General features: G+C 66.1%; 11 protein-coding genes. 1 reads left to right on the top strand and 10 read right to left on the bottom strand.

All coding sequences use genetic code 11. From position 1 onward, the window contains the following. Window positions 1-73 precede the first annotated feature (73 nt). Window positions 74-757, bottom strand: a complete 684-nt coding sequence (locus U0004_RS18760) for a pentapeptide repeat-containing protein (protein WP_370452821.1) — start codon at window positions 755-757, stop codon at window positions 74-76. A 310-nt stretch (window positions 758-1,067) separates the two neighbouring features. Here U0004_RS18760 and alaC point away from each other — a divergent pair, with 310 nt between their 5' ends. Then, entirely contained in the window at window positions 1,068-2,285 is a 1,218-nt protein-coding gene (gene alaC / locus U0004_RS18755) for an alanine transaminase (protein WP_081345639.1), read from the top strand. A 185-nt stretch (window positions 2,286-2,470) separates the two neighbouring features. Here alaC and glpK read toward each other — a convergent pair whose 3' ends face one another. The 9 genes from glpK to U0004_RS18710 all read right to left on the bottom strand — a co-directional run bounded on the left by glpK (window position 2,471) and on the right by U0004_RS18710 (window position 13,981). Beyond that, window positions 2,471-3,961 carry a glycerol kinase GlpK gene (gene glpK, locus U0004_RS18750; protein WP_070256725.1) on the bottom strand — a complete coding sequence of 497 codons (1,491 nt, stop codon included), beginning with the start codon at window positions 3,959-3,961 and terminating at the stop codon, window positions 2,471-2,473. Continuing rightward, window positions 3,958-5,517: a glycerol-3-phosphate dehydrogenase gene (gene glpD / locus U0004_RS18745; RefSeq protein WP_070256727.1), complete on the bottom strand. Its 1,560-nt coding sequence runs from the start codon at window positions 5,515-5,517 to the stop codon at window positions 3,958-3,960. Before glpD ends, glpK begins: the two co-directional genes overlap by 4 nt. A 43-nt stretch (window positions 5,518-5,560) precedes the next feature. After that, the gene (locus U0004_RS18740) at window positions 5,561-6,322 is read right to left on the bottom strand and encodes a TSUP family transporter (protein WP_034778569.1); all 762 of its coding nucleotides are present in this window, start codon (window positions 6,320-6,322) and stop codon (window positions 5,561-5,563) included. A gap of 7 nt (window positions 6,323-6,329) precedes the next feature. Continuing rightward, on the bottom strand, window positions 6,330-8,351 hold the full coding sequence (locus U0004_RS18735; RefSeq protein ID WP_070256861.1) for an alpha-glucosidase: 2,022 nt from the start codon (window positions 8,349-8,351) through the stop codon (window positions 6,330-6,332). A gap of 81 nt (window positions 8,352-8,432) precedes the next feature. Continuing rightward, on the bottom strand, window positions 8,433-9,833 hold the full coding sequence (locus tag U0004_RS18730) for a porin (protein ID WP_070256729.1): 1,401 nt from the start codon (window positions 9,831-9,833) through the stop codon (window positions 8,433-8,435). A gap of 65 nt (window positions 9,834-9,898) precedes the next feature. After that, window positions 9,899-11,353, bottom strand: a complete 1,455-nt coding sequence (locus tag U0004_RS18725; protein ID WP_070256731.1) for an NAD-dependent succinate-semialdehyde dehydrogenase — start codon at window positions 11,351-11,353, stop codon at window positions 9,899-9,901. A gap of 23 nt (window positions 11,354-11,376) precedes the next feature. Further along, window positions 11,377-12,165: an SDR family NAD(P)-dependent oxidoreductase gene (locus U0004_RS18720; protein ID WP_070256732.1), complete on the bottom strand. Its 789-nt coding sequence runs from the start codon at window positions 12,163-12,165 to the stop codon at window positions 11,377-11,379. Window positions 12,166-12,192: 27 nt separating this feature from the next. Next, window positions 12,193-13,101, bottom strand: a complete 909-nt coding sequence (locus tag U0004_RS18715) for an SMP-30/gluconolactonase/LRE family protein (protein WP_070256734.1) — start codon at window positions 13,099-13,101, stop codon at window positions 12,193-12,195. Continuing rightward, window positions 13,094-13,981, bottom strand: a complete 888-nt coding sequence (locus U0004_RS18710; RefSeq protein ID WP_081345640.1) for an aldose 1-epimerase — start codon at window positions 13,979-13,981, stop codon at window positions 13,094-13,096. Before U0004_RS18710 ends, U0004_RS18715 begins: the two co-directional genes overlap by 8 nt.

Genomic DNA, 13,981 nt, shown 5'->3' with positions numbered 1-13,981 from the left:
CCTCCAAGGAAATAGATTCAGCCCGCTCCCGCAGCGGGCTTTTTTTTGCCTGTTTAAGTTAAATCAATACCAATTAGATTACTACGAGATCGAGCGTGCGCATGAAGTTGGCCGCCTGCGCATGCGTGATGACGGCGCCCTTCAGCAGCGCCGCGTCGCTCAATTTGAAACCGTCGATATCAGCGCCGCGCAAGTCCGCGCCCTGGAACTTCGCCAGCTTGATCGTGGCGTTGCGCAGGCTGCCGCCTTCGAAGACGGCGTCGCGGAAGTCGCAGCCGGCCAGGTAGGCATCGGAAAAATCCAGCTGTTTCAATATGGCCTTGCGGAACGAGAAGCCGCGCAGGTCGGCGCCCACCAGCAGGCTGTCTTCGAAGGTGAGGCCCAGGTGGGCCACTTCCTCGAACGAGGCGCCCGTCAGCTTGCAGCCGCGGTAGGTGGCCGAAGCCAGCTTGGCGCGCCGCCATTTCGTGTTGTTCAGGTCGCAGCCTTCGAAGCTGGCGTCGACGGCATCGACGGATTCGAAATCGGCGCTGCCTGCGCGGCAGCGGCGCCACGTGCTGCGCGCCAGCTTGCTGGCGAATAAGTTGGTGTCGGCAAAGGTGCAGCGCTCGAAGGTGCAGCCCTGCAAATCGAGGCGCGACAAGTCTTCGCCGTCGAACGCGCAATCGATGAAGTGGCGCACGGGCAGGGCCAGCTGCTGCTCGATGCCGGTCCGGTCCAGGGTCATGCCAGTTACTGCGGTGTCGTGTGTTGCCATCCGTCTCATTCCTAAAATAGAAAGCAGGGGAGGGATGGCGCGGCGGAAAGATGCACGAACCAGAACACCTCCCCGGCTGGTGTAACAGCCAAGGGTCAGCGCCGTGGGTCCGCGTGGGCGGGAGCATGCCGGACGGTGCCGGGCACTTACCGGGTTACCAACCGGTGCGCTCATTTTCGATCAGCGCGTATTGTAGCTTGTCCGAATCGGCCTTGCCAGTTCTTGCGAAGCCGGGTTAGTATCGTTGCAGGCGCAGCCACTGCGCCAACGTCGCTCGGACGGATCCGGGCGCTTACGTACAGAGATAACCATGACCGACAGCCAAGCTCCGCGCAGCTTTTCGCGCATCAATCGTCTTCCCCCCTACGTTTTCAATATCACCGCCGAACTCAAGATGGCCGCGCGCCGCCGTGGCGAGGACATCATCGACATGTCGATGGGCAATCCCGATGGCGCCACGCCGGCCCACATCGTGGACAAGCTGGTCGAGACGGTGAAACGCCCGGACACGCACGGCTATTCCGCATCAAAAGGCATTCCCCGGCTGCGCCGCGCGATTGCCCACTGGTACAAGAAGCGCTACGAGGTCGACATCGACCCGGACAGCGAAGCCATCGTCACCATCGGCTCGAAAGAGGGCCTGGCGCACCTGATGCTGGCGACGCTCGACCGTGGCGACACGGTGCTGGTGCCCAATCCCAGCTATCCCATCCACATCTGGGGCGCCGTCATCGCGGGCGCCGACATCCGCTCCGTGCGCATGGGGCCGGGCGTGGATTTCTTTGCCGAACTGGAACGGGCGATCCGCGAAAGCTACCCGAAACCGAAGATGATGGTGCTGGGCTTTCCGTCCAACCCCACGGCGCAATGCGTGGAGCTGGAATTCTTCGAGCGCGTCGTCGCGCTGGCGAAGCAGCACAATATCCTGGTGGTGCACGACCTGGCGTATGCCGACATCACCTTCGATGGCTGGAAGGCGCCGTCCATCATGCAGGTGCCCGGTGCGCGCGACGTGGCCGTGGAATTTTTCACCATGTCGAAAAGCTACAACATGGCGGGCTGGCGCATCGGCTTCATGGTAGGCAATGCGGAACTGGTGGCGGCCCTGGCGCGTATCAAGAGCTACCACGACTACGGCAGTTTCACGCCCGTGCAGGTGGCGGCCATCGCCGCGCTGGAAGGCGACCAGAGCTGCGTGACGGAAATCTGCGCCCAATACCAGCGCCGCCGCGACGTGCTGGTGAAAGGCTTGCATGAAGCGGGCTGGATGGTGGAAAAACCGAAGGCTTCGATGTATATCTGGGCGCATATCCCGCAAGCGTACCGCCACCTGGGATCGCTGGAGTTCGCCAAGCTGCTGCTGCAAAAAGCCAGGGTAAGCGTGTCGCCCGGCATCGGCTTCGGCGAGTACGGCGACGAATACGTGCGCTTCGCCCTGATCGAAAACGAGGCGAGGGTACGGCAAGCGTTGCGAGGCATCAAGAATATGTTGCGTTCTGGCGACGGGAAAACGGAAGCGGCAGCATAAAAATTGCCGCATGGAATTCTTCGTTGCCCTTAATATCACCGTTACGTATTTCTGACATCACGAATATAAAGTGGTTTTATATGCTGCAACGCGGCATCATTCATCTGTCTCCTCTATCTTCCTCCAAGGAAATAGATTCAGCCCGCTCCCGCAGCGGGCTTTTTTTTGCCTGTCGTTCCGCACGGCTATCCCTCCCCATTTCCCGCAAACCGCCGCACCGCCACTTCCCATTGCTGCATCAGGCTGCCCGCCTGGTCGCGGCCGATGGTGGGTGAAAACGTCCTGTCGGCGCGCCAGTGCGACGCCAGCTCTTCCACGCCACGGTACTGGCCGATGGCCAGGCCCGCCAGATAGGCCGCGCCCAGGGCTGTCGTTTCAATCACTTGCGGGCGTACCACGGGGATGCCCAGCAGGTCGGCCTGGAACTGCAGCAGCAGGTTGTTGGCGCAGGCGCCGCCGTCGACGCGCAGTTCCGTGATGGGCGCTTGCGCGTCGCGCGTCATGGCATCCAGCAGGGCGGCGCTCTGGAAGGCGATCGCTTCGAGCGCCGCGCGGGCGATGTGGCCCACCGTGCTGCCCCGGCTCAGGCCCAGGATGGCGCCCTTGGCCGATGGCACCCAGTACGGCGCACCCAGGCCTGTAAACGAGGGCACGAAGACCACGCCGCCCGAATCGGGCACGGAGGCGGCCAGGCCTTCCGCTTCGCCCGCGTGGCCGATGGCGCCCAGGCCGTCACGCAGCCACTGCACCACGGCGCCGCCGATGAAGACGCTGCCTTCGAGCGCATACGCGGGCTGCGTGCCCACCTGGCAGGCGGCCGTGCTGATCAAGCCATGCTGCGATTGCGCGCACTGCTCGCCCGTGTTGAGCAGCAAGAAGCAGCCCGTGCCATAGGTATTCTTGGCCATGCCCGGCGTGAAACAGGTCTGGCCGAACAGCGCCGCCTGCTGGTCGCCGGCGATGCCGCCGATGATCACGGGGCTGCCCAGCACCTCTGTATCCGTTTCGCCGTACACGTGGCTCGAGGGGTGGACGGTCGGCAGCAGGCTGGCGGGGATGCCCAGCCAGTCGAGCAATTGCGCATCCCAGCAGCCTTCATGCAGGTTCCACAGCATGGTGCGCGAAGCGTTGGTGACGTCGCTCACGTGCAGGCGGCCGCCCGTCATCTGCCATGCCAGCCACGTGTCGATGGTGCCGAAGGCCAGTTCGCCGCGCATGGCCCGCGCGCGGGCACCGGGCACGGCGTCGAGTATCCAGCGCAGCTTGGTACCGGAAAAATACGGGTCGAGCACCAGGCCCGTCTTTGCGTGGATGGCGCCGGCCAGGCCCCGCGCGCGCAAGTCCTCGCACAGCGCTTCCGTGCGGCGGTCTTGCCAGACGATGGCGTTGTAGACGGGTTCGCCCGTGGCGCGGTCCCACAGCACCGTCGTCTCGCGCTGGTTGGTGATGCCCAGCGCGCCGAGTGCATCTGCCTTCAGGCCTGTCTTGGCCAGCACTTCGCGGCAGGTCGCCAGCTGGCTGTGCCAGATTTCCATCGGGTCGTGTTCGATCCAGCCCGGTTGCGGGAAGAGCTGGCGAAACTCGCGCTGCGCCACGGCGACGATGGCGCCCGTTTCATCGAAGACCATGCTGCGCGAACTGGACGTGCCCTGGTCGAGGGCCAGCAAATACGTCATGCCGCCACCTCTTGCGCCAGATGGACCGTCAGCCACTGCTGCAGGCGTGCCACGTCGGCCGGCGCGCAGCGCAAACCCAGTTTACTGCGCCGCCACAGGATGTCGTCGCTGCTCCTGGCCCATTCCACTTCGATCAGATAGCACGCCTCGGCCTCGTACAGGCCGGGCGCCAGCTGCTCGCCCAGGTCGGCCATTGAAGCGGCGCCCGTCAGCAGGCGCGTGGCGCGGCTGCCGTACGCGCGCGCATAGCGGCGCGCCAGCGCGGGCGGCAGCCAGGCGTGATCGCGCTGGAAGCGGGCGAGGAAAGCGTCGAAATCATGGCTGTCCACCAGTCGATTCTCCTGCTGCAGGTCGCCGCCGGGCAGGGGCGCTTGCGCCGTCCACGCCGGGGCGCCATTCTCCAGCAGGGGCGCCAGCAAGCCCAATGCTTCCTCGGCCAGCTTGCGGTAGGTGGTGATCTTGCCGCCCCAGATATTGAGCAGGGGCGCTCCCGTCGGCGCGTCGCCGCGCGCCACTTCCAGCAGGTAGTCGCGCGTGACGGCCGACGCGTTCTGCGCGCTGTCGTCGAGCAGGGGGCGCACGCCCGAATACGTCCACACGACGTCGGAGGGGCCGATCTCGCGCTTGAAATAACGGTTCGCCGCCTGGCACAGGTAATCGATCTCCGCCTGGCTGATCTTCACCTGGCTCACTTCCCCCTTGTATTCCTCGTCCGTGGTGCCGATCAGGGTAAAGTCGTCCTGGTAGGGGATGGCGAAGATGATGCGCTGGTCCGGGTTCTGGAAGATGTAGGCGTTCGGATGCTCGAACAGGCGCGGCACGATGATGTGGCTGCCCTTGATCAGGCGCAGTCCCTGCGTCTTGCCGCCGCCGGCCGCACCGGCAAATTGCGCCGTCCACGGTCCCGCCGCGTTGACGATGGCGCGTGCACGCAGTGTCTTGCGCTGGCCATCCTCGGCTTGCAGGGTGACATGCCAGGCGCCGCCATCGCGGCGCGCATCGATGCAGGCCGTGCGCGTGAGGATGTGCGCGCCGTGCTCCTGCGCATCGAGCGCGTTGAGCACCACCAGGCGCGCATCGTCGACCCAGCCGTCGGAATACACGAAGCCCTTGCGGTAGCCGGCCTTCAGCGGTGCGCCCGCCGCGTGCTTGTCCAGCGCGATGCCTTGCGAGGCGGGCAGGAAGGCCCGCTTGGCCAGGTGGTCGTACAGGAACAGACCCGCGCGTATCATCCAGGCGGGGCGCTGGGCGGCGTCGTGCGGCATGACGAAGCGCATCGGCCACATGATGTGGGGCGCGGCGCGCAGCAGCACTTCGCGTTCCTGCAGCGCCTTGCGCACCAGCTTGAATTCATAGTATTCGAGGTAGCGCAGGCCGCCGTGTATCAGCTTGGTGGATGCGGACGAGGTGTGCTGCGCCAGGTCGTGCTGTTCGCACAGCACCACGCGCAAGCCGCGGCCGGCCGCGTCGCGCGCGATGCCGGCGCCATTGATGCCGCCGCCGACGACCAGCAGGTCGCAGTCGGCGGGCAGGGAGGAAAAGCGGGAAGCGGACATGGAAGGTTCGTCTTGTAAAAGTAAAAGGAAAAAAGGCGCCGCCTCAGGCAAGCAGCGACAGCACGGGCGGCAGCACCAGGGCCAGGCCGGCGACCAGCAGCAGCACGAAGACGGCGCGGCGCACGTGCTCGATGGGCAGGCGCGAAGGGTGGCGGCGCGCCAGCCAGGTCAGCCCCGTCACCAGCGGCAAGGCCTCGAGGGTCAGCCACAGGGCCGTCATGCTGAACTGGCCATGCGCCAGCACGAGGGCCAGGCGCAGCACGGCATTCGCGGCGAACAGCACGATCAGCGAATGGCGGATCATGTCGGCCGGCCATGGCTGGCGGTACAGGTGGTACACCATGGGCGGGCCGGCGCTGGCGAACAGGCCGCCCATCACGCCGGACACGCCGCCGAAGAACAGGAAGGCGGGCAGGCCGGATTGCCGCGCACGCGCGCTGGCGCGCAGCACCAGCATGCACGCGCAGACGACGATGGCGCAACCGAGCAGGAATCGCAGCAGGGTCACTTGCTGCGCGCTGAACCAGCCCAGCAGGGCCACGCCCGCGCCCACGCCCAGCTGGCTGACGGCCAGTGCAGGGCCGAATACGGGCCAGGCCAGCTGCGGGCGCGTGCGGCCAAACGTGATGGCCGCATTCACCAGCACCAGCACGCTCACCACGTTGGCGACATCGCCCAGGCTGGCCAGGTGCAGCACGGCCGTCAGGCCCAGCAGGATCAGGCCGAAGGCAAAGCCCGTCAGGTTCTGCGCGTAACTGGCCAGCGCCACGCAGGCCAGGAACAGCAGATGCGACGCCACGCTCATGCCAGGCTCATTTCGCCAGCGACAGGAAGAAATCCTGCTGTGCGCAGCCGCGCCGCACGAACACGGGCGGCTGGCCCAACGGCGCATCGACTTCCACACGCTGGCCGCCTTCGAAGGCGGCGCCGCTCCACAGGTGGATCCAGGCGTCGCCCTGCGGCAGGTAGGCGCTCCAGCGCGCAGCACCCGCCGCATGCACGGGCGCCACCAGCAGGTCGGGACCGAACAGGTATTGGTCCTGGATGGCGTAGGTGGCGCGGTCGTGCTCATAGTGCAGGAACAGGGGGCGTTGCAGCGGCAGGCCGCGCGCCACGGCATCCTCGGCCAGGGCGCGGATGGTCGGCGCCAGCGCCACGTGCAGCTGCGTCATGCGAGCGAAGTGGCGGAATACCTGTTCATCCTGGTAGAACTGGAAGTTTTCGTCGGGGCGGTTGCCTTCGTGTGTGCGCATCATCGACGTGAATACGGCCATCTCCGTCCAGCGCTGGAACAGTTCGGCCGTGCGCAGGTTGCCGAACAAGCTAGTGTAGCCGCCGATATCGCTGTGGTGGTAGGCGTTGCCCAGGAGGCCGGACGACAGGGCGCCGCAAATCACCGTCTGCAAGCCATCGTGGCGGCTGAAGTCGACCGACTGGTCGCCCGCCCACAGCAGCGGACAGTGCGCCTGCACGCCCGTGTAGCCGGCGCGCATGAAGAAGGTGGCGTCGCCCGTCTTGCCGGCTGCTTCGATGGCGCGCGCATTGACTTCGGCCCACAGGGTCGGCCAGGCGTTGTGCATCAGGCGCGCATCGACGCCATTGTGCAGGCGCAGGTCGATCGGCAGGTATTCGCCGAAATCGGCCATCCAGCCGGACAGGCCGAAGTCGAGCATTTCCTGGCGCAGGATGCGTTCCTCGAACCACAGCGCGGCGGCCGGGTTGGTGAAGTCGACGACGCCGCAATCGAATTCGCCGAAGTCGACCAGGTAGGCGCCGCCATCCATGGCCGTGGCCAGAAAGCCCTGCTGCAGCGCTTCCTGGTACAGGGTGCCGTCGTTGCACAGGTAGGGATTGACGTAGCCGAGGAAGCGGATGTCCTGCCTGGCCAGGTCGGCGATCCAGTTTTTCAGGTCCGGATAGCGCTGCGGCTGCCAGCGCCAGTCCCAGAACAGGCGCTTGCCGAACGAGGTCTGGCGCAAGCCCACCCAGTCCTCGCACCACAGGGCGCTGATGGGCAAGCCGTGCTCCTGCGCCTGCGCGAGGATGGCGCGCGCGTGATCTTCGCCGCCTTTCAGGCCCAGCATGGCGCCATTTTGCAGCCAGGCGGGCAGCTGTGGCTGGCGGCCGAAGCGCTGCGAGACGACGCCGACCAGGTCGACGAAGGTCTCGGCCAGCATGAATTCCAGGCGCTCGGGCATGGCCCAGAATTGCAGCTCGTGGAAATCCGGCTGGCGGAAATCGAAGTCCGCATACGCCGTCGTCTCCGCATGCAGGCAGTAGCGCTGCGAGGAGATGAAGCTCGGCTGCGGATAATTCGTGTGATAGTAGTCGCCGCCCGATTTGGACGTCACGTCCGCCTGCCACGTCAGGTGCGTCGACTTGTCACGGCCCACGCCCGGCTCGGACGTCCACAGGGGGAAGTGGCGGCCGCGCAGGTCGAAGTACGACATCTGCTCGCCGCAGCCCCAGACATGCTCGTCCTGTTCCGCGGGCAGGCGCAGCCACAGACGGTTCCAGCCCGGCGCCGCATAGCGCACCACCAGGTGCACGCCATGCGGCTGTGGTTGGATGGCCAGCACCAGTTGCGGAGAATCGCCCGCATGGCGCGCAAAGCTCAGGGTGGCGCCGTCGCCGTCCTGCGTGACGGCCAGCGCGCGCAGGGCGCTGCGCTCCTCGACGTAATCTTCGATGGCGAAGTTACCGCGGTACATTTCCATGCTTTCGCGGCCCTGGCCGACGAACACGCATGGGGCAGCGGCGCCGTGGCGCAGCAGCAAGCGGCCGGCGCAGCGCAGGGCGACGCTGTCATTTTCCTGGTGTAGTGTGTACTGCATGACGATCAACTCCTGTGAAAACCGGCCGCCCGCATGGTGGCGTGGGGCGGGCCGGCGGTGCATCAACAAATAAGCACTAAATTAAAAGACGAGGAACATGCCGGCGGTCAGCTCGACGGGGCTGTAGCCGAAGTAGTTATTGTCCCCCCGGAACTGCAATACGCCCAGCTTGGCATGGCTGTTGTTGGCGATGCGCGTGGCATACGCGTAGAACGACAGGGTCGGCTGGAAGTTGTACAGGTAGCCCAGCGAGTAGGCTGTCGACGTGGGCTTGCCTACGCCATCGCCCGTGTTCGTGCCGAACGCGCCTTTGGCATTGGCGCCGTCATAGCTGATGTGCGCCAGGCTGCCCTCGATGCGGTGCTTGCCGAGGTCGTAGGCGCCCGAGACGCCGAAGGCGTCGGCCGCATAGCCGCCCGCGTTCGACACGCGGTAGGAGGTGTAGGAGCCGCCCAAGGTAAAATCGTGCCACTTGTAGCGCGCGCCGATGATGTCCGTGACCTGGTTGCGCTTGAGGAAGTTCGGCGTGCCCCCCGTGCTGATGTCGTTGCTCTGCTGGTAATCCATGTGCGCATAGCCGAGGAACAGGTCGCCCTTTTTGTACAGCACGTTGGCGGCCCAGCTGCGGCCATCGTTTTCCAGGTCGGTGGCGGAAGACGCCTGCTGGCCGGCCGAATACGACACTTCCGCCGAGATGTTGTTCCAGGTGGGGCTGCGGTAGCGCAGCGCATTGCCGTAGAACAAGGCCGTGCCCGAGTTGTTGCCGGCCAAACTCGTCGTCTTGCTGGCGTTGCCCGTGACGGGATCCTTCAGGTAGCGGCCCAGGGATTCGGGACGCGTGAGCGAGAACAGGGCGCTGAAGTCGTTGGCGCCGTAATTGTGCGCCGAGGCCAGGTCGGCGCCCAGAGAGACCCAGAACGGCGCCATGTACATGGTGCCGCCTTCGATCGAACCCCAGGTGGTCGAGGCAAAGCCGACGGTGGAACCGCGGTTGAACAGCACGGACGAGGTGGTGTTGTTTTGCGTGCCGCCGCCCGCATTGCCGTTGAACAGGTTCAAGCCTGTCTCGACGCCGAAGATGGCCTTGTATTCATCGCTGAAGACCCAGGCGCCCGTGAGGCCCAGGCGGCTGGCCATCTCGCCCTGGTTCAGGCGGTGGTTGGTCAGCTGGCGCCCGCTGGCATCCTTGCCGCGCGAAACTGTATAGCCGATGTCGCCACGGCCGTACAGTTTCCAGTTGAAGCCGGTGACCGGTTTCACGGGCGCCGCTGCCGGTGCGGCAGCCATCGCTGCTGCTGGCGCTGCTGGTGCTGGCTGGGCCGCTTTCGCTTCCATCTGCGCCACCCGGTCCTGCAACTGGGCCAGCATGGCTTTCATGTCGCTCAGTTCGTCGGCGCGCGCGTTAGCGCTAACAAATGGTGCCGAGAGAAGCACGCCGGTGATGGCCGCGGCCAATGTGGTTTTGCGTAAAGTCGTTTGCATGATCCTGTCTCCTGTGTTTTTTATGAGTATGGTTGCTGATCCCTGCCTTGCCTACCTTGAAATAATCAAATCCCTCCCATGCACAAATATTTGATATCGAGGAAGTCGTCCATGCCGTAATGCGAGCCTTCGCGGCCCATGCCCGAATGCTTGACGCCGCCGAACGGCGCCATTTCATTGGCGATCATGCCCGTGTTGATGCCGACCATGCCCACTTCCAGTTCTTCCGCCACGCGCCAGACTCTGCCTAGGTCGCGGCTGTAGAAATAGCCGGCCAGGCCGAACTGCGTGGCATTGGCCATGGCGACGACTTCCTCTTCGCTGCCGAAGCGGAACAGGGGCGCCAGCGGGGCGAAGGTTTCCTCGGTGGCGACCAGCATGTCGCTGTTCGCTTCCAGTACCACGCTGGGCTCGAAGAAGCTGCCGCCCAGCGCGTGGCGCTTGCCGCCGATGGCCAGCTTGCCGCCCTTGGCCAGCGCGTCGGCGATATGCTGTTCGATCTTGCGCACGGCGTTTTCATCGATCAGCGGGCCTTGCGTGACGCCTGCTTCGGTGCCGGCCCCCAGTTTCAGCTCGGCCACCTTGGCCACCAGGCGGGCGGCGAAGTCGTCGTAGATGCCGTCCTGCACGTAGATGCGGTTGGCGCAGACGCAGGTCTGGCCGCTGTTGCGGTATTTCGACATCAGCACGCCGTCGACGGCCGCGTCGATGTCGGCATCCTCGAAAACGATGAAGGGCGCGTTGCCACCCAGTTCCAGCGACAGCTTCTTGATCGTGCCGGCCGCCTCGCGCGACAGCCAGGCGCCCACTTCCGTCGATCCCGTAAACGTGATCTTGCGCACCAGGTCGTTGTGGCACAGTTCCATGCCGATGGCCTGCGCCGCGCCCGTCACCACATTGAACACGCCGGGCGGCACGCCGGCGCGCAGCGCCAGTTCGGCCAGCGCCAGGGCCGACAGCGGCGTTTGCGACGCCGGTTTCAGGACCATGCTGCAGCCGGCCGCCAGGGCAGGGCCGGCCTTGCGCGTGATCATGCCGTTCGGGAAATTCCACGGCGTGATGGCCGCGCACACGCCGATCGGTTGCTTGATGACGACGATGCGCTTGTCGTTCGACGGCGGCGCGATGACGTCGCCATATGCGCGCTTGCCTTCCTCGGCAAACCATTCCAGGTAGGCCGCGTTCGAGACGATCTCGCCCTTGGCTTCCGCCAGCGACTTGCCTTGCTCGCTGGTGAGTATCAGCGCCAGGTCGTCCGCGTGCTGCAGGATCAGCGCATGCCAGGCGCGCAGCACCGTGGCGCGCGCCTTGACGGTCTGCTTGCGCCACAGCCGGAAGGCCGCGTGCGCGCTGGCGATGGCGCGCCGCGTCTCGGCCGCACCCATGCGCGGCACGGTGGCGATGACGGCGCCGGTAGCCGGGTTGGTGACATCGATGGTGGCGCCGTCATCGGCGTCGCACCAGGCGCCGTCGATCAGGCATTGCTGTTTCAACAGGCTTGCGTCTTGCAGGTTCAACATGAGGGTTCTCCTTGAATGGGGGCTTAGCCAGCTACAGATACTTGCGCGAGGCCGGCATCGACGATGATGTTCTGGCCCGTGATGCCGTCCGAATCGTCGGCCGCCAGGAACAGGGCCGTGCGCGCCACGTGGCCCGCGTCAAGCCGGTATTTCAGGCATTGCAGTTCGATGAAGCGGCGGTCTTCTTCCGGATCGCGCCACAGCGCGGCCTGGCGGTCCGTGGCGATGGCGCCCGGGGCGATGGCGTTGACGCGGATATTCTGCTCGCCCAGTTCGCGCGCCAGGGTGCGCGACAGGCCCGCGATGCCCGCCTTGGAGGTGGTGTAGCCGACCAGGTTGGGACGCCCGCGCATCCACGAGATCGAGCCCAGGTTGATGATGGAACCGCCGCCGGCGGCCGCCATGCCGGGCGCCACCTGCTGGATGGCGAACACGTGGTGTTTCAAGTTCAGCGCCAGGCAGTTGTCCCAGTATTCGGGCGTCAGTTCGGCCAGCGAATGACGGTCGTCGCGGCCCGCGTTATTGAGCAGCACGCGGATGGCGCCAAAGCGCGCCTCGACGCCGGCCAGGCTGGCCTGGTAGGCGGCGATGTCGCGGATGTCGCTGTAGACAAAATAGGGCGCGTGCCGGCACAGGGGCGCCAGGCGCGCGGCCAGGGCGTCGCTGGCGTCGCGGTCGATGTCGCAAAAAGCCACTTGCGCGCCTTGCAGGGCGAAGTGTTCGACCAGCGCAGCGCCGATGCCGGAGCCGCCGCCGGAAACGAAGACCACGCGGTCCTGCAGGCTGGGGTAGAGAGTGATGTTGGCGTTCATGCTGTCCTCAGGGTGAAGATCCGGATATCAATCCCGGTAAAGGGGTTCGGGGCGGCCGGCCACGTCCAGGCGCACGGCAAAGAGGCCGCCGGCCTGCGGCTGGCGCGCCAGTTCGTCGTCGCTTGCGCCTTCGCGCGCGCTGGTGATGTACAGGGTGCGCAGGTCGGCGCCGCCAAAGGCGATCATGGTGGGGCGCGTGACGGGCACGCGCACGATGCCGATGATCTCTCCCTGCGGCGAAAAGCGCAGCACCCGGCCGCCTTCGTATTGCGCGCTCCAGTAGCAGCCTTCGGCATCGAGCGCCGCGCCATCGGGGCGGCCGCCGTACACGGCGTCCTCGCCCTTGGCGGGCAGGCGGGCAAACACCTTGCGTTCGCCCACCTGGCCGCTGGCCGCGTCAAAGGCGAAACGGTAGATCACGTGGTTCGGCGTGTCGGACTGGAACAGCGATTGGCCATCGGCCGCGAAGGCGAGGCCATTGCTGACTTTCACGCCAAGATCCTGTTGCGGCCCCCAGCCCAGGCACGTGGCGCCCCGTTCCAGGCAAAACATGGCAGCCAGTTCCGCCGTGCGCGGCTCGTACATGGCGCCGGCCCAGAATCGCCCGGCGCCGTCGCAGCGGCCATCGTTGAAACGCATGTCGGCGCTGTCGTAGGGCGCATCGGCCAGCTTGTCGAGCAAGCCTTCCTGCGGATAGAAACGGTAGAAACCGTCGCGCAAGGCCGCCACCAGGCCGCCTTTTTCAGCCAGGGCGATGCAGCCCGGCTCGCACGGCACCCACCAGACGCGGTCGAGGCCGGTCGCCGGATCGTAGCGGTGCAGGCGGCGTCCGGCGATATCGATCCAGTACAAACACTGTTCGGCCACGCTCCACAGCGGGCATTCGCCCAGCTGGGCGCGCGCATCGAGCACGAGTTCGGCTTGCCATTCACGCATGCTGGCTCTCCTCGATGGCCAGGCGCATGGCGATGTGCAGACTCTCGCCGGGCGCCAGCAAGCGCATGCCCGTGTCACGCGCGCCGCGCGCGGCCAGCGCAAACGCGTTATTCGCGTGCGTGACGGGTTCGATGGCGATGAAGCTGCGCTCGTCATTGGGCGCGAAGCACACGAGGTGGCGGCAATTCTCGCTGGCTGACAGCTGCACGCTGTAGTCGCCGTAATCGAGGCTGGCGCGGCCCGTCCAGCCGCTGTAGCAATGGTCGCTGCGCCAGCCGGCCACCGGCTGTGGCGTGGCGAATGGCGACGCTTGCGCCACGGGCGCCAGGCCGGCCGGCAAGTGGTCATCGCCCATGCTCCACACGCCATCCCATTGCGCCTGCAGGCGCAGGCCGGGCGCCAGCGGAAAGTAGGGGTGAAAACCCAGGCCGGCGGGCATGGCGCGCGTATCTTCATTGCGCACGGATAAAGTCAGGCGCAGGCCGGCAGCGTCGAGCAGCACGGTTTGCCGTGCTTCGCAGGCGAACGGCCAGTCGGCGTCGCTGCCGTGCACCAGCAGCAGTTCGGCGCTGTCGTCCGCACGCGCCGCCACGTGCCAGGCGCGCTGCCAGCCGAAGCCGTGGATGCTGTGCGGCTCGGGCGGGAAGTTGGCGCGCAGTGCATGCGCCTGTTCCTGCGCCTGCAGCACGGCGTTGCCGATGCGGTTCGAATACGGCACCAAAGGGTAGCAGGCCATCTGTCGCACGTCGGCAGCGGCTGGCGCGGCGCGCAGGATGTCGCGCCCGCGCCAGCGGAAAGCCGCCAGCGCGCCACCCGTGGCCGGGTGGACGTCGGCGCGGCAGTCGCCGTGCGCCAGGGTGAAGGGAGACTGGTGGTCCAT

Origin of the sequence: Janthinobacterium lividum (genome assembly GCF_034424625.1) — a bacterium.
Classification (GTDB): Bacteria; Pseudomonadota; Gammaproteobacteria; order Burkholderiales; family Burkholderiaceae_D; genus Janthinobacterium; species Janthinobacterium lividum.
The sequence above is the reverse complement of the archived record's forward strand: the minus strand, read 5'-3'. Positions and strand labels throughout refer to the sequence as shown.